At 71.9% G+C, this 18,084-nt stretch carries 16 protein-coding genes and 1 riboswitch; of the genes, 6 read left to right on the forward strand and 10 right to left on the reverse strand.

Features of this window, described 5'->3' with window-relative positions; all coding sequences use genetic code 11:
- Positions 1–79: 79 nt before the first annotated feature.
- Both ACFRU2_RS17690 and ACFRU2_RS17695 read left to right on the forward strand, forming a co-directional pair.
- Positions 80–1,135: a ferredoxin reductase gene (locus ACFRU2_RS17690; protein WP_382972862.1), complete on the forward strand. Its 1,056-nt coding sequence runs from the start codon at positions 80–82 to the stop codon at positions 1,133–1,135.
- Positions 1,136–1,142: 7 nt separating this feature from the next.
- Positions 1,143–2,261 carry a fatty acid desaturase family protein gene (locus tag ACFRU2_RS17695; RefSeq protein WP_382972864.1) on the forward strand — a complete coding sequence of 373 codons (1,119 nt, stop codon included), beginning with the start codon at positions 1,143–1,145 and terminating at the stop codon, positions 2,259–2,261.
- A gap of 30 nt (positions 2,262–2,291) precedes the next feature.
- Here the strand turns inward: ACFRU2_RS17695 and ACFRU2_RS17700 are convergent, their stop codons facing one another.
- Entirely contained in the window at positions 2,292–3,221 is a 930-nt protein-coding gene (locus ACFRU2_RS17700) for an alpha/beta hydrolase (protein ID WP_382972866.1), read from the reverse strand.
- Positions 3,222–3,301: 80 nt separating this feature from the next.
- On the opposite strand from ACFRU2_RS17700, the gene ACFRU2_RS17705 reads away from it, so the two are divergent.
- Complete coding sequence (locus ACFRU2_RS17705) at positions 3,302–3,748, forward strand: MarR family winged helix-turn-helix transcriptional regulator (protein ID WP_382972868.1); 447 nt, start codon at positions 3,302–3,304, stop codon at positions 3,746–3,748.
- An 82-nt stretch (positions 3,749–3,830) separates the two neighbouring features.
- Here the strand turns inward: ACFRU2_RS17705 and ACFRU2_RS17710 are convergent, their stop codons facing one another.
- On the reverse strand, positions 3,831–5,060 hold the full coding sequence (locus ACFRU2_RS17710) for an aminotransferase class V-fold PLP-dependent enzyme (RefSeq protein ID WP_382972870.1): 1,230 nt from the start codon (positions 5,058–5,060) through the stop codon (positions 3,831–3,833).
- Between the two features lie 38 nt (positions 5,061–5,098).
- Positions 5,099–6,022 carry a LysR family transcriptional regulator gene (locus ACFRU2_RS17715; RefSeq protein WP_382972872.1) on the reverse strand — a complete coding sequence of 308 codons (924 nt, stop codon included), beginning with the start codon at positions 6,020–6,022 and terminating at the stop codon, positions 5,099–5,101.
- A gap of 119 nt (positions 6,023–6,141) precedes the next feature.
- Between ACFRU2_RS17715 and ACFRU2_RS17720 the strand changes: the two genes are divergently transcribed.
- Positions 6,142–6,525 carry a YybH family protein gene (locus ACFRU2_RS17720; protein ID WP_382972874.1) on the forward strand — a complete coding sequence of 128 codons (384 nt, stop codon included), beginning with the start codon at positions 6,142–6,144 and terminating at the stop codon, positions 6,523–6,525.
- 9 nt (positions 6,526–6,534) lie between these two features.
- Here ACFRU2_RS17720 and ACFRU2_RS17725 read toward each other — a convergent pair whose 3' ends face one another.
- The 3 genes from ACFRU2_RS17725 to ACFRU2_RS17735 form a co-directional block, all read right to left on the reverse strand.
- Positions 6,535–7,170: an anaerobic ribonucleoside-triphosphate reductase activating protein gene (locus ACFRU2_RS17725; protein WP_382972876.1), complete on the reverse strand. Its 636-nt coding sequence runs from the start codon at positions 7,168–7,170 to the stop codon at positions 6,535–6,537.
- Positions 7,167–8,945, reverse strand: a complete 1,779-nt coding sequence (locus ACFRU2_RS17730; RefSeq protein WP_382972878.1) for a ribonucleoside triphosphate reductase — start codon at positions 8,943–8,945, stop codon at positions 7,167–7,169. The genes ACFRU2_RS17725 and ACFRU2_RS17730 overlap by 4 nt, the downstream gene beginning before the upstream one ends.
- 43 nt (positions 8,946–8,988) lie before the next feature.
- A riboswitch (cobalamin riboswitch) is annotated at positions 8,989–9,131 on the reverse strand.
- Between the two features lie 101 nt (positions 9,132–9,232).
- Positions 9,233–10,948 (reverse strand): endo-1,3-alpha-glucanase family glycosylhydrolase, encoded by a 1,716-nt coding sequence (locus tag ACFRU2_RS17735; RefSeq protein ID WP_382972880.1) that lies wholly within the window; start codon positions 10,946–10,948, stop codon positions 9,233–9,235.
- A 290-nt stretch (positions 10,949–11,238) separates the two neighbouring features.
- Here ACFRU2_RS17735 and ACFRU2_RS17740 point away from each other — a divergent pair, with 290 nt between their 5' ends.
- Positions 11,239–11,691 (forward strand): hypothetical protein, encoded by a 453-nt coding sequence (locus tag ACFRU2_RS17740; RefSeq protein ID WP_382972882.1) that lies wholly within the window; start codon positions 11,239–11,241, stop codon positions 11,689–11,691.
- 70 nt (positions 11,692–11,761) lie between these two features.
- Here ACFRU2_RS17740 and ACFRU2_RS17745 read toward each other — a convergent pair whose 3' ends face one another.
- Entirely contained in the window at positions 11,762–13,981 is a 2,220-nt protein-coding gene (locus tag ACFRU2_RS17745; protein WP_382972884.1) for an NADP-dependent isocitrate dehydrogenase, read from the reverse strand.
- 235 nt (positions 13,982–14,216) lie between these two features.
- Positions 14,217–14,570, reverse strand: a complete 354-nt coding sequence (locus tag ACFRU2_RS17750; RefSeq protein ID WP_382972886.1) for a DUF805 domain-containing protein — start codon at positions 14,568–14,570, stop codon at positions 14,217–14,219.
- A gap of 271 nt (positions 14,571–14,841) precedes the next feature.
- Here ACFRU2_RS17750 and ACFRU2_RS17755 point away from each other — a divergent pair, with 271 nt between their 5' ends.
- Positions 14,842–15,855 carry an NAD-dependent epimerase/dehydratase family protein gene (locus ACFRU2_RS17755; protein WP_382972888.1) on the forward strand — a complete coding sequence of 338 codons (1,014 nt, stop codon included), beginning with the start codon at positions 14,842–14,844 and terminating at the stop codon, positions 15,853–15,855.
- A gap of 214 nt (positions 15,856–16,069) precedes the next feature.
- Here the strand turns inward: ACFRU2_RS17755 and ACFRU2_RS17760 are convergent, their stop codons facing one another.
- Both ACFRU2_RS17760 and ACFRU2_RS17765 read right to left on the reverse strand, forming a co-directional pair.
- Positions 16,070–17,230: a sensor histidine kinase gene (locus ACFRU2_RS17760; protein ID WP_382972890.1), complete on the reverse strand. Its 1,161-nt coding sequence runs from the start codon at positions 17,228–17,230 to the stop codon at positions 16,070–16,072.
- Complete coding sequence (locus ACFRU2_RS17765) at positions 17,227–18,006, reverse strand: response regulator (RefSeq protein ID WP_382972892.1); 780 nt, start codon at positions 18,004–18,006, stop codon at positions 17,227–17,229. The genes ACFRU2_RS17760 and ACFRU2_RS17765 overlap by 4 nt, the downstream gene beginning before the upstream one ends.
- Positions 18,007–18,084: the final 78 nt, after the last annotated feature.

Below are 18,084 nucleotides of genomic sequence, written 5' to 3' on the forward strand. Positions count from 1 at the left end.
TCCCTGCGAACAATTCAGCTGGCCAGATTTACGTCCTGCGGTCATGACTTTACGCCCTGGCGCACAGCAAGCTAGGGCCATGACGAGTACAGCCCTTCGCAGCAGAGCGTGGAAACTGCTGGAGATGGTCACGACGCCCCTGCTGCCGTCGGACTACCTCGACCTGGTCAGCCCGCTGCGTGCGGGCGCCGACCTGCGGGGGCGCATCGAGGCCGTGCACCCCGAGACGGGTGACGCCGCGACCATCGTGATCAGGCCCGGACGGGGCTGGCGCGGCCACACGGCCGGCCAGTACGTGCGGATCGGGATCGACGTCGACGGGGTGCGCCTGTGGCGCGCCTATTCCATCACCTCGCCGACGAACCGCCAGGACGGGCGCTTCACGATCACCGTGAAGGCGATCCCGGACGGCAAGGTCAGCAACCACCTGGTCCGCAGGGCCGCGCCGGGCACGCTGATCCAGCTCGACCAGGCGACCGGCGACTTCGTGCTGCCGCGGGCCAAGCCCGCCAAGGTGCTCTACCTGACGGCCGGCAGCGGCATCACGCCCGTGATGGGCATGCTGCGCGACACGGCGTTCGACGATGTCGTCATGGTCCACAGCGCGCCGCAGCCGCAGGACGTGATCTTCCGCGGCGAGCTGCACGAGCTGGTCGCGAACAAGAAGCTGCGGCTCACCGAGGTGCACACCGACACGGACGGCATGCTCGACATCGCCCGTCTCGACGCACTCGTGCCCGACTGGGCCGAGCGCGAGACCTGGGCCTGCGGGCCCGCGGGCCTGCTCGACGCCGCCGAGGAGCACTGGACCGGGCACGGCGTACGGGAGCGCCTGCACACCGAGCGCTTCCGCGCCGGCATCGTCGTCGCCGGCGAGGGCGGCGAGGTCACGTTCGGGGCCAGCGGCAAGACCGCCGACGGGGACGGCGCCACGCCGTTGCTGGACGTCGGCGAGGAGGCCGGCGTGCTCATGCCCTCCGGGTGCCGCATGGGCATCTGCTTCGGCTGTGTCACACCGCTCACGTCGGGCGCCGTCCGCGACCTGCGCACCGGCGAGATCACCGAGGCCGAGCCGGGCGTCCTCATCCAGACCTGCGTGTCCGCGGCCGCGGGCCCTTGCACCATCGAACGGTAGGAACACCTTGACCGCCATCGACCCCACCGCCCACCTGACCGCGGAGCAGATCGAGGAGCTCGGCCGCGAGCTGGACGCGATCCGCGACGAGGTGATCGCGAGCCGCGGCGAGAAGGATGCCGCCTACATCCGCAAGGTCATTTCGGCGCAGCGCAAGCTGGAGCTGGTCAGCAGGGGCGTGCTGCTGTTCTCGATCTTCCCGCCCGCGTGGGTGATCGGCACCGCCGGCCTGTCCGTGGCGAAGATCATGGACAACATGGAGATCGGCCACAACATCCTGCACGGCCAGTGGGACTGGATGCGGGACCCGAAGATCCACTCCACCACCTGGGAGTGGGACCACGTCTCACCGTCCGACCAGTGGAAGCACTCGCACAACGAGCTGCACCACACGTACACCAACGTGATCGGCAAGGACAACGACCTCGGCTACGGCATCATGCGCGTCGACGAGGACCAGAGGTGGCACCCGTTCCACCTCGGCCAGCCGCTGTGGAACTTCCTCAACGCCTGCTTCTTCGAGTACGGCATCGCGGCGTACGACCTGGAGCTCGGCAAGAACCTGCACAAGCGCCGGCGCAAGAACCCGGAGTTCCGCGCACGGGCCAAGGCCGTGGGCCGCAAGATCCGCAAGCAGGTGCTCAAGGACTACGTGATCCACCCGCTGCTGTCGGGTCCGTCGTTCCTCCCCACGCTCGCCGCCACGTTCACCGCGAACCTGGTCCGCAACATCTGGACCCACTCGGTGATCATGTGCGGGCACTTCCCCGAGGGCGTGCAGGTCTTCGAGCGCCGGTCGATCAGGGGCGAGACTCGCGGTCAGTGGTACCTGCGCCAGATGATGGGCTCGGCGAACATCAGCGGCAGCAAGGCCATGCACTTCATGACCGGCAACCTGTCGCACCAGATCGAGCACCACCTGTTCCCCGACCTGCCGAGCAACCGGTACGCCGAGGTCGCGGTGAAGGTGCGCGCACTGTTCGAGAAGTACGAGCTGGAGTACGTCACGGGGCCGCTGCCCAAGCAGGTGTTCTCCGCCTGGCACAAGGTCTTCCGGCTCTCGCTGCCGAACAAGAAGCCCCGGGTCAAGACGCCGGACCGCGAGCAGGAGCTCGTCGCGGCCTGATTCCCGGTTCGGCCACCGTCTGCGGTCGGCTCATCGAGGAGACGGGACCCCGCGGCGCGGGCCGGTGCCGGCCAGTGCGTCGGTGAGGAAGCGTCCGGCGCGGTCCAGGGCCGCGTCGGCCTCGTCCAGCAGGCCCTCGAAGGCCTGGAAGACGTGGGGGACGTCCTCGGTGACGTCGAGCCGGACGTCGACCCCGGCCTCGGCGGCCCGGGCGGCGAACCGGGTGGAGTCGTCCAGCAGGACCTCGTTGGAACCGACCTGGAGCAGCAGCGGGGGCAGCCCGGCCGGGTCGGCGTGGAGCGCCGGGCTCAGCAGCGGCTGGGCGGGGTCCTGTCCGGCCAGGTGGTGGGTGAAGACGGCGGCCAGGCCGGCGCGGGTGAAGAACGGGTCGGCGTCGTGCTTCGTGGTCATGCTCGCGCCCGAGAGGGTGGCGTCCAGGCCCGGGGAGAAGGCGACCGCGGCGGCCGGCATCTGCAGTCCGGCCTCGCGGGCCGTGAGCAGGGTGATGATGCCGAGGGCGCCGCCGGCCGACTCCCCGGCCAGGACGATCCGCTCGGCCGGAACGCCCTGGTCCAGCAGCTCGCGGTAGGCGGCGAGGCCGTCCTCGACCGCGGCGGGGAAGGGGTGCTCGGGGGCGAGCCGGTAGTCGACCGAGACCGCGCGGGCTCCGGTGCGGCGCACCAGCGCGGCGGTGAGCTGCAGGGCCGTGGCGGGTGAGCCGAAGACCCAGGCTCCGCCGTGGAAGTAGAGGATCGTCCCGGTGGCGGGGCCGCCCTCGGGTTCGACGGTCAGGGCGGGACGCCCGCCGAGCACGGAGGGGGTGACGATCACCCCGGCCGGGGCCGGGCCCGAGGTCGTCTGGGCCTCGAAGTCCCTGCGCATCCGCTCCGGCGGGAGGCTGCCGTCGAACGGAGCCTGCCGCATCAGGGCGTCGATCGTCGCGCGCTGCACCTTGCTCATGAGACCCTCCCGGTGACGTGTTGTTCTTCACCAGGAACTATATTCCTAGGAATATCATTCCCGCGAATCTGGAGCAGAGTGTGACCGACCTGGCGCAGGTGTTCATGGACCTCGTCCGCTGCGAGATCAGGCTCTACAACGCGCTGGGCGAACGACTGCGCGCCGAGCACGGTCTGACGATGGGACAGTTCGAGTTCCTGCGCATCATCGACGGCCGGGACGGCTGCCGGGTGAACGATCTGGCCGAGGAGGCCGCGATCACCGTCGGGGCGACCAGCAAGGGCGTGGACCGCCTGGAAGCCGCCGGCTGGGTGGTCCGGCGGCCCAATCCCGAGAACCGCCGCTCGTCCCTGCTGGAGCTGACCCCCGAGGGCGCCGGGCTGCTGGCCGCGGCCACGCCCACCCTCGAGGACGGCCTGCGCTCCCTGCTCGCCGAGCCCCTGACGGCCGGCGCGCTGGAGCAGCTGGCGTCCACCGTCGCCCTGCTGCGCAGGAGCCTGGAGGGCGCCACGGCGGGCCCGGCCTAGGCCGGGCCCGCCGGGACGTCCGGAGCACCCCGGACGCCCGGCACGCCCGGGACGCCCGGCACGCCCGGGTCCGTCTCGACGGCTACGGGCGGAGGTAGGCGGGCAGTACCTCGGCGAGCCGCTCGTACTCCTCGGCCCGGTTGTAGATCTGCCCGCTCACCCGGATCCCGCCGCCGCCCGGCCAGGGCCAGATCAGGACCCGGATCCGCTGCTCGGCCGCGATCCGCTCGCGCAGTTCGCGGGAGGCGTCCGGGGTCTCGGCCACCCCGGGCGGCAGCCGCAGCGTGCGCAGGGCGAGGCCCTCGGTGTACGGGAGCGGGGCGATTCCGGGGATCTCGGCGAGCAGGGCCGCACCGTAGGCGGCGAGGGTGCTGTTGTGCGCCCGCACCTTGGCGGCGTCGAGCTCCTCCAGCAGGTCGAGCCCGTCCGGGGCGGCGAGCCAGCCGGTGTAGTCGTAGGTGGCGCGGTTCTCCACGGAACGCGGGAAGCCGTAGTGGTCCTCCCAGGACGGCACCGGCGGGCGGACCCGGGCACGGTGGTGCGGGGCCACCGCCAGGATCGCGGTACCGGACGGCGCGTAGGCCCACTTGTGGAGGTTGCCGAACCAGAAGTCGGCGCCCCCGCCCAGGGGGTCGGGAATCATCCCGGGGGCGTGGGCGCCGTCCACGATGGTGGTGACGCCCCGCTCGGCGAGTTCGGCGAGCAGCCGGGGCGAGGCGATGAGCCGGGCGGTGGGCGAGCTGATGTGGTCGAGCACGGCGACCCGGGTCCGCGGGGTGACCCCGGCCAGCACGGCTTCCCGTACGGCGTCCTCGTCGGGCAGGTCGGTGCCCAGGGCCACGGTGGTGAGCGGGGCGCGCCGGGCCGCGGCCGCGACGACCGTGCCGTAGCCGTGGTCGGTGACCAGGATCTCGTCCCCGGCGGCGAACTCCACGGCGTCGAGGGCCACGTTGGCGGCCTCGGTGGCGTTGGACACGAAGGCGATTCCGTCCGGGTCCGTACCCAGCCGGGCGGCGATCCGGGTCCGGGCCTCGACGAGCCGGTCGGGGGCGCCGATGAAGAAGGCGTCGGGGTCCGCGTGCGCCTGCGCACGGAGGGCGGCATGCGCCTCCTGGACGGGGACGGGCACCGCGCCGAACGACCCGTGGTTCAGGTGGTGGACGTCGGGCGAGAGCAGGAACAGCTCCCGCCCGCCCGGGAATTCGGCGGGGCGGCGCATCGACCCGCTGCGTGAGGCGGCCCCGGCCCGCCCGGTGGCGTCGTCGGGGCCGACGCGGTCGGTGCGGTCGGTCGGCTCGGCGGGCTGGGTCACGTGGGACCTCCGTGGGTGCGGCGCGGCTGTCGGGCCGATCATGCCCCGCCGCCCGGCGGAGCGACAGCCCCTCCTCCGGCCATCGCGGGGGCGAAGGCGCGGCGGCACCGCAGGAGCAGCTCCCGTACGGCGGGACCGCGGGGATCGCGCCAGACCAGGGAGAGCAGGGCCGGGATCTCCACGTCCTCGATGGTCCGGGCGGTGAGCCGGTCCCCGTAGGAATCGGCCATCGAGGCGCTGAGGACCGCGACCCCGAGGCCTCGCGCCGCGAGGTCCGCCACGGCATCGGCGGCGCCGGCCTCCAGGGCGATCGCGGGCCGCAGCCCCTGCCCGGCGCAGGCCTGGTCCAGCACCGCACGCAGCCCGGTGCCCGGGGGCATGCAGATGACCGGGTACCCGCCGAGGTCGCGCAGGGTGACCCGGTCCGCCACGGTCAGGGGGTGCCCTGCCGGGACCGCGACGACCAGGCGCTCGCTGACGAGGGTGAGGGCCTCCAGTCCCTCCGGGGTGGTGGCGGCGGTTCCCACGAGGGCGAGGTCGACGGAGCCGGCGCGCACGGCCTGCACCAGCCGGTCGGAGTTGTCTTCCAGCAGGGCGATCTCCACGCCGGGGTGCGCCCGGTGGAAGGCCGCGAGGGCGTCGAAGAGCGGGGTGAGGGTGCAGCCGATGACCATGCCGACGGTGAGGCGGCCCCGGATCAGGCCGGTCACCTCCCCCACCGCCTGGGCGAGGGCCCCGGTGGCGGCCAGGGCGGTGCGGGCGTGTTCCAGGGCTGCCTTGCCCGCGACCGTGAGGGTGACCGTACGCGCGGACCGGTCGAAGAGCTCGGCGCCCAGTTCCTCTTCGAGGCGCCGGATCTGGGCACTGACACCGGACTGGCTGATGTGGACGCGTTCGGCAGCGCGGGTGAAGTTCTGCTCCTCGGCCACTGCCACGAAGTACTCGAGCTGCCTCAGTTCCATGACTGAGGATTCTAGCTTTCAGCAAAACCAGCTGTTGGACTTCTGACCCAGGGGCCACGAGGCTTGGAGCAGACGACGGATCTCCGTCCCTGAACCACGATCGAGCACAGGAGGCAGCGATGTCGGACTACGCGTCGTACGAGAAGGCCCTGCACCCCGAGGACATCACCCGCCTGTTCGTCGAGCGGTCCAACGCCGGTGACGCGGCCGGGGTCGCCGCGCTCTACGAGGAGGACGCCGTGATGGCCTTCCCGCCCGGGGAGCTGACGGTGGGCCGGGAGGCCATCCGCGCACTGTGGGAGCAGGTACTGGTGAACCGGCCCCGCTTCGAGCCGGAGCCCCCGCTCCCGACGCTGGTGAGCGACGGCATCGCCCTCACCTCCACCCCGCCGGCCGACGGCGCCGGGGCCCGCGCCCAGGTGGTACGCCGCCAGCCCGACGGCAGCTGGCTGCGGCTGCTGGACAAGCCGGAGTTCGCCCCGGCCCCCGGCGCGGCCGCGTAGGGCGGTGCGTCAGGCGGCCGGCGGGCGCATGGTCTGGCGGAGCGTGGGCCGTGCGCCCAGGTCCGCGAGCCAGGCGTCCAGGTCGGCCAGGGCGGGCGGGTCCAGGAGGGCCGGGTCCACCGTGGTGCGGAGCTGGTGGGGAACCCCCGAGGCGAGCAGGAGGCGCAGGCTGCGCTCCGCCGAGGCGGCCGCGTGGCCGATGCCGGTGACCCGTTCGTAGCGGCCGGGCGGGGCCTTGACGTCGAAGCCGACCCAGTCCAGCAGGTCCGCGTCCAGCAGCCGGGCCAGGCGGCGGGGGAAGGCTCCCCCGGTGTGGAGGCCGACCTCCAGGCCCAGCGCGCGGGCCTCCCGTACGGCCCGGGGCAGACCGCGCTGGAGCAGCGGTTCCCCGCCCGAGAAGACGATCCCGTCGAGCAGCCCGGTCCGGCGGGCGAGGTGGCCGAGCACCTCGTTCCAGGAGACGGCGGCGGGGGCCCGGGCGGGCAGCAGGCCGGGGTTGTGGCAGTAGCCGCAGCGCCAGGGGCAGCCCTGGCAGAACACGGTGGTGACCAGCCGTCCGGGCCAGTCGCAGGTGGACAGCCGGGACCAGCCGCCGATGCGGATGGCGTCGCCGGAGGTCGCCCCGCCTCCCCCTTCGCCGGTCACACCGCCGCCTTGAAGTGGACGCGCTCGGCGTGTTCGCCCTTCTTGCCGATGTTGAAGGAGGACACCGGGCGGTGGTAGCCCATGACCCGGGTCCAGACCTCGCACGCCGCCCCGCACGTGGGGCAGTGGGGCTGCTCCCCCGCCAGGTAGCCGTGGTCCGCGCAGATGGAGAAGGTCGGGGTCACCGTCAGGTACGGGAGCCGGAAGGTCTCCAGTGAGCGCCGGACCAGCTTGCGGCAGGCCTCCGCCGTCGGGATCCGCTCGGGGGTGTACAGGTGCAGGACGGTGCCGCCCGTGTACTTGCCCTGCAGTTCGTCCTGGCGTTCCAGCGCCTCGAAGGGGTCGTCGGTCCAGCCGACGGGCAGCTGCGAGGAGTTGGTGTAGTACGGGTTGGCGTCGGTGCCGGCCTGGAGGATGCCGGGGAAGCGGGCCCGGTCCTCCTTCGCGAAGCGGTACGTCGTGCCCTCGGCGGGGGTGGCCTCCAGGTTGTACAGGTGGCCGGTGTTCTCCTGGAAGTCGACCATCCGGGCCCGGACCCTGTCCAGGAGGCGGACCGCGAGGGCGTGTCCCTCGGGATCGGTGATGTCGTACGCGTCCGCGCTGAAGTTGCGGACCATCTCGTTGACGCCGTTGACCCCGATGGTGGAGAAGTGGTTGCGCAGGGTGCCCAAGTACCGCTTGGTGTAGGGGAAGAGGCCGTCGTCGATCAGGTTCTGGACGGTGATCCGCTTGAGTTCGAGGCTGTCCTTGGCGAGCTCGCACAGCCGGTCCACCTCGGCCAGCAGCCGCGCCTCGTCGCCCGCGTAGAGGTGCCCGAGCCGGGCGCAGTTGAGGGTGACCACGCCGAGCGAGCCGGTCTGCTCGGCGCTGCCGAAGAGGCCGTTGCCGCGCTTGAGCAGCTCGGTCAGGTCGAGCTGGAGCCGGCAGCACATGGAGCGGATCATGTGGGGTTCGAGCTCGGAGTTGATGAAGTTCTGGAAGTACGGGAGCCCGTACTTGGCGGTCATCGCGAAGAGCCGCTCGGCGTTCTCGCTCTCCCAGGGGAAGTCGCGGGTGATGTTGTAGGTCGGGATGGGGAAGGTGAACACCCGCCCGGCGGCGTCGCCTTCCGTCATCACCTCGATGTACGCCCGGTTGATCATGTCCATCTCGGCCTGGAGCTCCCCGTAGGTGAAGCCGGTCTCCTCCCCCGCGACCACCGGGATCTGCGTGCGCAGGTCCTCGGGGCAGGTCCAGTCGAAGGTGAGGTTGGTGAAGGGGGTCTGGGTGCCCCAGCGCGAGGGCACGTTGAGGTTGTGCACGAGCTCCTGGATGCACTGCCTGACCTGGTCGTACGCCATCGCGTCGAGGCGGACGTACGGGGCGAGGTAGGTGTCGAAGGAGGAGAAGGCCTGGGCGCCCGCCCATTCGTTCTGCAGGGTGCCGAGGAAGTTCACGATCTGGCCGCAGGCCGAGGACAGGTGCCTGGGCGGAGCGGAGTCGATCTGGCCGGGCACCCCGTTGAAGCCCTCGGTGAGCAGGGTGCGCAGGGACCAGCCGGCGCAGTAGCCGGAGAGCATGTCCAGGTCGTGGAGGTGGAGGTCGCCCTCGCGGTGGGCGCGGGCCACGGCGGCGGGATAGACCTGCTCCAGCCAGTAGTTCGCGGTGACCTTGCCCGCGGCGTTGAGAATGAGCCCGCCGAGCGAATAGCCCTGGTTGGCGTTGGCGTTCACCCGCCAGTCCCGGCGGTCCAGGTACTCGGTCACGGTCTCTACGGCATCGACGACAGCAGTCACGGCAGCCCTCCCACGAGGCTCGGCACGGAAGAATGGCGGGCTTTCCCTGAAAGCCCGTGCCGGCAGGTGTCGGACTCGTCCGCCGTGGCGGACGTAACCGTTGCGGGGCAGTCCCGGATTCCCACCGGGTTCCCTGTTGCCTCGGTCGGGGAGAGGCCCCGCCGAACCGGCAGAGCCAACACTACATATAGATGTGACGGCAGAGCACCACCACTACATATGGGGTGACGAAGGTCCCGGGGCAAGGGACTTCAGCCCCTGCGGACTTGCGTCGGAGCCCTGCGGCCTCAGCTCCGGCCGCTGGTGGCGGCGTAGTACTGGAGGTCCTGCACCTCCACCGTCCGGTCCACCCGGTAGCGCAGCTCCACCCGGGCCCCGGCCTTGCCGCCCCGCACCACGGACGCCGAGCCGACGCCCGGCCCCAGGGGCAGCAGCTCGGAGTGGACCCCGGCCGGGGCCGCGTGCGCGTCCTCGGCCGCTCCCACGGCCGTACGGATGCTCGCGGGCGCGGTCAGGAAGCTCAGCACCTCCACCGTGTCCCGGGCCGCGGCGCTGCCGCCCCGCAGCGACATCACGAGGGACTGGCCGCCGCTCGGGTCCGCGGCGGCGAACTGGGTGCGCGAGCTCAGGTACAGCGTGTCGCGGACGATCTTCGGCCAGCCGCCCGTCTTGAACCGGGTGAGGTAGTAGGAGGAAAGGTCCAGGTAGGCATGGCCGTTGTGCAGGGAGGGCGCGAACTGGCTGCCCTCGCTGTAGTCGTTCCACGTGGTGAGCTGGACCCAGTCGGCCCCGTCCTCGATGGCGCGGTTCCATGTGGCGCGCAGGGTCGCGGTGTTGCCCGCCTCGTCGTAGATGCCCTGGTTGGGGCGGGCGTCCTGGACCGACACGGGCTGCATCCAGATCTTGCCCGCGGCGTGGGCGCGCCGGACGTCGCGCGTGGAGCTCTCCTGGCCGACGTAACTGCGGCTGCCCCACTCGGAGAATCCGTAGCTGATGGGCTCGAACTCACCGCTGTACGCGCCGAAGTCGAGGAAGAGCGGCACGAAGGCGGTACGGATGCCGTGCCGGGACTTCAGGACGTCCATGACCCCGGTCCACCAGGCGACGCTCTTCTCCTCCGCCTTGAACGGCGAGACGACCAGCCGGCCGTCGGGGAGCCGGTGGGCGGCCGGGGCCCTGCCGAGTTCCGCGAGGAGGTCGGCGAGCACGACCGGGTCGTCGGTGCCCAGGGAGGTCATGTCCGGCATCAGCATGACCTTGAAGGCCGGGTCCACCGAACGGGCGGCTTCCATCAGGAGGTTGGAGCGCTCCCGGTTCTTCCCCGTGAGGGAGAGCAGGTCGAGGGTGAATCCGTCGATGCCGGCGGCGCGGGCCGTACGGACCTCCTGCCGGAGGTTGGCGAGCTCCCAGTCCCCGGCCTTGGGCGGGACGGGCAGGGGGCGGTCGCGCAGCAGGCCGCCGTAGCGCTCGTGCTTGCCGTTCTCGCCGTCCGGCTTCAGGTAGTTGCGGGTGTAGTAGTCGGCGTCGGCGCCGACGTTGTCCAGGGAGAGCGGGTACGGGGTGAAGTAGTGGGCGAAGACCAGCTTCTTGCCGGCGGCGCCGGAGCGCAGGGCGGCGGGCTGCGGCATGTCGAAGGGCAGGGCCCCCGCGGGGCGCACCGCGTCGTCCGAGCCGGATCCCTGGGCCTTCGGGTCCGGGGCCTGCCCGCCGGGACTCTGCGGGGCGCTCGCGCCCGGGCCGGTGGCGACGGGGCCGGTGGCGGTCGGCGCGGGGACGTCGCCGGGGGTCCCGGGCAGGGTGTCCGCCGGGCCGGGTCCGGAGCGGGCCCGTGCGTCGGCGACGGTGCGGGGCTCCCAGGCGATGCCCGTCGCTGCGCAGACGCCCACGAGGAGGAAGGCGGACAGGAAGAGGCTCAGCAGGGGTCTTCGGCGACGGAAGCCCGCACGGCGCCGGTGCGACGCGGGTCTCGTGCCCCGCCCTGCCCGACGCCGGTCCGCACTCATCCTGACCCCTCCCCCGCATATGCCCGCGCCATGCCCGTACATCGGGCCGCACAGCAGCAGTACAGCGGATTCCCTGCCCCCGGACAACCGTTCCCCGGTGGTCCGGGCCGCGGGAATGGACAAAGCCGCGTCGTGTGTACATCTCCTGCGATCACCGGGCGGCACGGGCTTTTCACCGGAATAGGGAATTCCCCTGGCCATCCGATAGAACTGGCGCATAATCATCTAGATGCGGCTTGAAACAACACTCTTGCCGCAGCTGGTCACGCATGCAGGGGGGCATCGTGCCGATGAGGGATTCCAGAGGAGCCGGTACGTTTCCGGTGGCCTCCGCGGAGCTGTCCCGTCTTTTCACCGCCGTGCGGCGGGGCAAAGTGCTGACCGTCACCGGACGGTCCCGCGAGCCCCGGAGCCAAGTGGTGCGGGAGATAGGGCAACGGCTCTCGTCCAATTTCTACGACGGCGTGGCCGTGGTGTCCATGGACCGCCGGTTCGGGGTCCGCGACCTGACGGCCGAGCTGGGCTGCGTACCGGGCATGCCGTTCCTGCCGTGCGGGACGACGAACGCGGCGTCGTGGCTGGCCGAGCGCGACATGCTGCTCGTCCTCGACGGATGCGAGCACCTCGCGTCCGAGACCCTGGAGTGGCTGCGCGAGCTGCTCGCCGTGGCTCCCGGGCTGCGGGTCCTGGCCGCCGGGAGCGACCCGCTGGCCTTCGCTCCGGAGCAGGTGCACCGGCTCTGACCGGGCGCACGAACGGGTCCGCCCCGGCAGGCGATTGCCGGCCGGGGCGGACCCGTGGAAGCGGTGGACCTCAGCCGAGCAGCGCGAGCGCCGCGTTCAGCGTCGCGGACGGCCGCATGATCGCCGAGGCCTTGGCGGCGTCGGGCTGGTAGTAGCCGCCGATCTCCGCCGGGGCGCCCTGGACGGCGATGAGCTCGCCGACGATCTTCTCCTCGGACTCGGCCAGCGTCTTGGCCAGCGGGTCGAAGGCGGCGGCCAGCTTCGGGTCCTCGGTCTGGCGCGACAGCTCCTGCGCCCAGTACAGGGCGAGGTAGAAGTGGCTGCCGCGGTTGTCGATGCCACCCAGCTTGCGGCTCGGCGACTTGTCCTCGTTGAGGAAGGTGCCGGTCGCCCGGTCCAGCGTGTCGGCCAGCACCTGGGCGCGGGCGTTGCCGGTGGTGGTGGCGAGGTGCTCGAAGGAGACGGCCAGCGCGAGGAACTCACCCAGGGAGTCCCAGCGCAGGTAGTTCTCCTTGACGAGCTGCTGGACGTGCTTCGGGGCGGAGCCGCCGGCGCCGGTCTCGAAGAGGCCGCCGCCGTTCATCAGCGGGACGACCGACAGCATCTTGGCGCTGGTGCCCAGCTCCAGGATCGGGAAGAGGTCGGTCAGGTAGTCGCGCAGCACGTTGCCGGTCACCGAGATGGTGTCCTCGCCGCGGCGGATGCGCTCCAGGGAGTACGCGGTGGCCTCGACCGGGGACAGGATCTTGATGGTCAGACCGTCGGTGTCGTGGTCGGCGAGGTACGTCTTCACCTTGGTGATCAGCTGCGCGTCGTGCGCGCGGCCCTCGTCGAGCCAGAAGACGGCCGGGACGCCGGTGGCGCGGGCGCGGGTGACGGCGAGCTTGACCCAGTCCTGGATCGGCGCGTCCTTGGTCTGGCAGGCGCGGAAGATGTCGCCGGCGGCGACCTCCTGCTCGATGAGCGCGGCACCCGAGGCGTCGACGACGCGGACGGTGCCGGCGACGGCCAGCTCGAAGGTCTTGTCGTGGCTGCCGTACTCCTCGGCCTTCTGGGCCATGAGGCCGACGTTCGGCACCGAGCCCATCGTGGACGGGTCGTACGCGCCGTGCGCGCGGCAGTCGTCGATGACGGCCTGGTAGACACCGGCGTAGCTGCTGTCCGGGAGGACGGCGAGCGTGTCGGCCTCGGCGCCGTCCGGGCCCCACATGTGGCCGGAGGTGCGGATCATGGCCGGCATCGAGGCGTCGACGATGACGTCGGACGGGACGTGCAGGTTGGTGATGCCCTTGTCGGAGTCCACCATCGCGAGGGCCGGGCCCTCGGCGATCTCGGCGTCGAAGGAGGCCTTGATCGCGGCGGCGTCGGGCAGCGCGCCCAGGCCGTTCAGGATGGTGCCGAGGCCGTCGTTCGGGGACAGGCCGGCGGCCGCCAGGGTCTCGCCGTAGCGGGCGAAGGTCTTCGGGAAGAAGGCGCGGACCACGTGGCCGAAGATGATCGGGTCGGAGACCTTCATCATCGTGGCCTTGAGGTGCACGGAGAACAGGACGCCCTCGGCCTTGGCACGCTCGATCTGGTCGTTGAGGAAGGTGCGCAGCGCGTCGACGTGCAGCACGGACGCGTCCACGACCTCGCCGGCGAGCACCGGCACGGAGTCGCGCAGCACCGTGACGGCGCCGTCGGCGTCGACGTGCTCGATGCGCAGCGTGCCGGCCTCGGCGATCACCGCGGACTTCTCGGTGGAGCGGAAGTCGTTCTCGCCCATCGTGGCGACGTTCGTCTTCGACTCGGTGGTCCAGGCGCCCATGCGGTGCGGGTGCGCCTTGGCGTAGTTCTTGACCGAGGCGGGGGCGCGGCGGTCGGAGTTGCCCTCGCGCAGGACCGGGTTGACGGCGCTGCCCTTGATCTTGTCGTAACGGGCGCGGTTCTCGCGCTCCTCGTCGCTCTTCGGGTCGTCCGGGTAGTCCGGAAGGGCGTAGCCCTGGCCCTGGAGCTCGGCTACCGCGGCCTTGAGCTGCGGGATCGACGCCGAGACGTTGGGCAGCTTGATGATGTTGGCCTCGGGCGTCTTCGCCAGTTCGCCGAGCTCGGCGAGGGCGTCCGCGATCCGCTGGCCCTCTTCCAGGTACTCGGGGAAGCTGGCGATGATGCGGCCTGCCAGGGAGATGTCACGGGTCTCGACATTCACACCGGCCGTCGACGCGTACGCCTGGATCACAGGCAGGAAGGAATACGTCGCGAGGGCCGGGGCCTCGTCAGTGTGCGTGTAGATGATGGTCGAGTCAGTCACCGGATGCTCCGCTCCACAGTCTGCGTCTCTCGTCTGCAACATTGCTCGACATCAAGATATCTCGTGATCGGGCCTGTCTGGACAGCCCCCCGGCGCAAGCCCGTGCGAGACACACGTCACTCCGGGTGGCCGGGACCCGCCCGGGCCGCTCCGGCCGCCCGGAAACGCCGAGAGCGCCACCACCGACTGCTTTCAGCCAGTGACGACGCTCGGGCACTACCGATTACGGGCCTGCTCAGGCGTGGACGGCCTTCGGGCTCGGGCCGTACTGGTTCGGGTTCGGCTGGCCCTCGGTGGCCATCAGGACGAGCGCCCAGATCCAGCCGACGAGCGGGATGAAGCTGACGAGGATCCACCAGCCGGACTTGCCCTGGTCGTGCAGGCGGCGGACGGCGACACCCAGGCTCGGGAGGAACGTGCCCAGCGCGTAGAGCGCGTAGAGCAGCGGCGAGGTGCCGGCGACCGCGTCGATGATGGCCACGATGATCAGGGCCGCGATGTCGAAGAGGACGAACATCCAGTACTCCTGGCGGCGGGCGCGGCCGGAGAAGACGGCGTACTTCTTCAGAACGTCGATGTAGTAGTGCATGAGTCCCCCCAAGAGACGGGTCGTGGGCCGGTCCTGATGGAGCGAGCCGGGGCAGAACTTATGCCCCGCTTACGTCGCGGTCAAGCCAGTTGGCAAGGCACCAAAAGCGTTACTTTTCGCTGCTCGGCGGCTCAAACACACCGGTACCGGGCGCAACTTGAGACCCCCTGGCCCCAGCCGCTCACCCCGCGTGACGAAATGGGCTGACGGAAGTCTTACGGCAAGGCGTGGGACACCCCGTCCACCCCCGGAGTTCCGTAGCGTCCCGGTCATGCGCGTACTCGTCACCGGCGGATCCGGGTTCATTGGTTCCCACATCGTTACCACCCTGCGTCTTCGCGGGCACGATCCCGTCGTCCTGGACCTCGTCCCGCCATCAGCCGGGGGCGAGTTCGTACAGGCGGACGTGCGCGATCCCGAGGCGGTGCGGGCCGCCCTGGCCGACGGGGTGGACTCCGTCTGCCACCAGGCCGCGATGGTCGGCCTCGGCAAGGACTTCGCGGACGCCCCGGCCTACGTCTCCCACAACGACCTCGGCACGGCGGTGCTGCTCGCCGCGATGGCGGAGTGCGGGGTCCGGGACCTGGTCCTCGCCGGGTCGATGGTGGTCTACGGGGAGGGCCGGTACGAATGCCCGCGCCACGGCGTCGTGCGCCCGGGCCCGCGCCGCGTCGCGGACCTGGCCGCCGGCCGCTTCGAACCGCACTGCCCCGTCTGCGATGCGGAGCTGACGCCCGGGCTGGTGGCCGAGGACGCCCCGACGGATCCGCGCAACGTGTACGCGACCACGAAGCTGGCCCAGGAACACCTGGCGGCCTCCTGGGCGCGCTGCGTGGACGGCCGGGCGGTGTCGCTGCGCTACCACAACGTGTACGGGCCGGGGATGCCGCGCGACACCCCGTACGCGGGCGTGGCCTCCTTCTTCCGCTCCTCGCTGGCGCGGGGAGAGGCCCCGCAGGTGTACGAGGACGGCGGCCAGCGGCGGGACTTCGTCCACGTGACGGACGTCGCGGAGGCCAACGCCCTGGCCCTGGAGGCCCCGACGCCGCCGGGCGTGTGCACCGCCTACAACACCGGCAGCGGAACCCCGCACACGGTCGGCGACATGGCCACCGCGCTGGCCGCGGCCCACGGCGGCCCCGACCCCGTGGTCACCGGCGCCTTCCGCCTCGGCGACGTCCGCCACATCACGGCCGACTCCCGGCGCCTGCGCACGGAGCTGGGCTGGCGCCCGGGCGTCGACTTCGAGGAAGGCATGACGGCCTTCGCCCAATCCCCCGCCTGAGGCCGGACGCCAGCCAAATCCAGCTTCGCGGCAGGCATGAGGGCCTTCACACACCCCCCTGCCTGAGGCCCCACCGGGCCTCCCGCATCCAGGCGGACGCCGGCCAAATCCAGCCCCTCCGGCGTTTGAGGAGCGGGGGTCCGGGGGCTGGCCCCCGGCAACGGCGCCGCACCCGCCCACGGCCCGGCGCACCATCGGCCCGGCCAGGCCAGGCTCAGGCCGGCAGCGGCAAGGTCACCTCGAACCGGCACCCTCCGGGAACGTTCCGCACCGCCGCCCGCCCCGCGTGCGCCTCCACGATGCCCCGTACGATCGCCAGCCCCAGCCCCGCCCCGGCCGGAGGCGCCGGCACCGAGGCCGCCCCGGCCGCAGGCGCCCCGGACGGAGGCGTCCGCGCCTGGTTGCCCCGCCAGCCCGTGTCGAAGACCCTCGGCAGTTCCTCCGCCGGAATCCCCCCACAGCCGTCCGTCACGGACACCACCACCGCGTCCCCGGCCGCCCGAACGGACGCGGCGATGGCCACCGTGCCGTCCGCGGGCGTGTGCCGGATCGCGTTGATCAGCAGGTTGGCCAGGACCCGCGTCATCTCCTTGCCGTCCACCTCCACCGGCACCCGGTCCACCGCTCCGCCGTCGAGCCGCACCCCGCGCTCCCGCGCCAGCGGATGCACCCCGGACAGCGCATCGCCGACCAGGTCGTACACGGACATCCGGCTCGGGCTCAGCGCCAGCGCCCCCGCATGGATGCGGGACAGTTCGAAGAGGTCCCCGACCATGGAGTTCAGCCGGTCCACCTCGGTGCGGATCTGCCGGTGGTAACGCGCCGGATCCTCCGCCATGCCGTCCTCCAGCGCCTCCGACATCGCCCGCAGACCCGCCAGCGGGGTCCGCAGGTCGTGCGAGATCCAGGCCACCAGCTCCCGCCGCGAGGTCTCGAGCGCACGCTCCCGTTCCCGGGACACCGCCAGCTTCTCGCTGGTCGCCGCCAACTCCCGCGACAGCGCAGCCAGTTCCGCCGTCGCCAGTCCGGGCGGCGCCGCGAAACTGCCGCCATCACCGAAGTCCCGTGCGGCCAGGGACAGTTCCCGGCTGCGGGCCACCACCCACCGCCCCAGCAGCAGGGCCACGGCCAGGGAGACCACCGCCGCCATCGCCACGACCAGGGTGACCACCCCGAGGTCGTGCCGGGAGAGGAACATCGCCTGGGCCACGGCGAGCGTCCCGGCCAGCATCGCGGTGACCGTCACGGCGGCGATCACCGTCAGGGACACCGCGACCGACCGGTGCCGCACCAGCCGCAGCACGAGCGCGCCGAGCGCCCCCGCGCACACGGCCCCGCCGAACGCGAACAGCGCGATGAGCAGGAAGTCCTTCATGCCGCGGCCCCCTCGTGCGGCCCGCCCGGTTCGAAGCGGTAGCCGACGCCCCAGACCGTCTGGATCAACTTCGGCCGCCCCGGGTCCTCCTCGACCTTGGCGCGCAGGCGGCGTACGTGCACCGTCACCGTCGACAGGTCGCCGAAGTCCCAGCCCCACACCTCGCGCATCAGCTCCTCCCGCCCGTGCGCCTGCCCGGGATGCCGGAGGAAGTGCGCGAGCAGGTCGAACTCCCGTACGGTGAGCGCCAGTTCACGCCCGTCCTTCGCGGCCCGGTGGGTGGTCGGATCGAGGGTGATCCCGGCGGCCGTGAGCCGGGCACCTCCCCCACCGGACCCCGGGGCCGTCCCGGCTCCGGCCGCCGCAGCGCGCCGCAGCACGGAGGAGACCCGCAGGACCAGCTCGCGCGGGCTGAACGGTTTCGTGACGTAGTCGTCGGCGCCCCGCTCCAGTCCCGCGATCCGGTCGTCCTCGTCGCCCCGCGCGGTCAGCATGATCACCGGCACCGGGCCTGCCGCACGGAGCCTGCGGCACACCTCCAGCCCGTCCAGACCCGGCAGCATGAGGTCCAGGACGACCAGGTCCGGCCGGAACGCGGCGGCCCGGGCGAGCGCCGCCGGGCCGTCCGCGACGCTCTCCACCGCATGGCCGGCGCGCCTCAGGTAGCCGGTGACGACCTCCGCCACCGTCGGGTCGTCGTCGACGACCAGGATCCGCGCGGGCACCGGCTCCGCACCGCCACCGCCACTGCTGCTGCTCACGCCGTCACCGCTCATACCGTCCAGCCTCCCACCCGCGGGCGCGGGCCCGGGCCCCGGAGCGCGTCCACGGGGGCGACGTCCGCGTTTCGTAAG

The organism is Streptomyces sp. NPDC056883 (assembly GCF_042788835.1).
Lineage (GTDB): Bacteria > Actinomycetota > Actinomycetes > Streptomycetales > Streptomycetaceae > Streptomyces > Streptomyces stoeckheimensis.

What these genes read in the sequence shown, in the direction of transcription:
- ACFRU2_RS17690 (WP_382972862.1), top strand. Translation starts at nt 80, where the DNA reads ATGACGAGTACAGCCCTTCGCAGCAGAGCGTGGAAACTGCTGGAGATG.
- ACFRU2_RS17700 (WP_382972866.1), bottom strand. Translation starts at nt 3,221, where the DNA reads ATGAGCAAGGTGCAGCGCGCGACGATCGACGCCCTGATGCGGCAGGCT.
- ACFRU2_RS17715 (WP_382972872.1), bottom strand. Translation starts at nt 6,022, where the DNA reads ATGGAACTGAGGCAGCTCGAGTACTTCGTGGCAGTGGCCGAGGAGCAG.
- ACFRU2_RS17720 (WP_382972874.1), top strand. Translation starts at nt 6,142, where the DNA reads ATGTCGGACTACGCGTCGTACGAGAAGGCCCTGCACCCCGAGGACATC.
- ACFRU2_RS17735 (WP_382972880.1), bottom strand. Translation starts at nt 10,948, where the DNA reads ATGAGTGCGGACCGGCGTCGGGCAGGGCGGGGCACGAGACCCGCGTCG.
- ACFRU2_RS17740 (WP_382972882.1), top strand. Translation starts at nt 11,239, where the DNA reads ATGAGGGATTCCAGAGGAGCCGGTACGTTTCCGGTGGCCTCCGCGGAG.
- ACFRU2_RS17750 (WP_382972886.1), bottom strand. Translation starts at nt 14,570, where the DNA reads ATGCACTACTACATCGACGTTCTGAAGAAGTACGCCGTCTTCTCCGGC.
- ACFRU2_RS17755 (WP_382972888.1), top strand. Translation starts at nt 14,842, where the DNA reads ATGCGCGTACTCGTCACCGGCGGATCCGGGTTCATTGGTTCCCACATC.
- ACFRU2_RS17760 (WP_382972890.1), bottom strand. Translation starts at nt 17,230, where the DNA reads ATGAAGGACTTCCTGCTCATCGCGCTGTTCGCGTTCGGCGGGGCCGTG.
- ACFRU2_RS17765 (WP_382972892.1), bottom strand. Translation starts at nt 18,006, where the DNA reads ATGAGCGGTGACGGCGTGAGCAGCAGCAGTGGCGGTGGCGGTGCGGAG.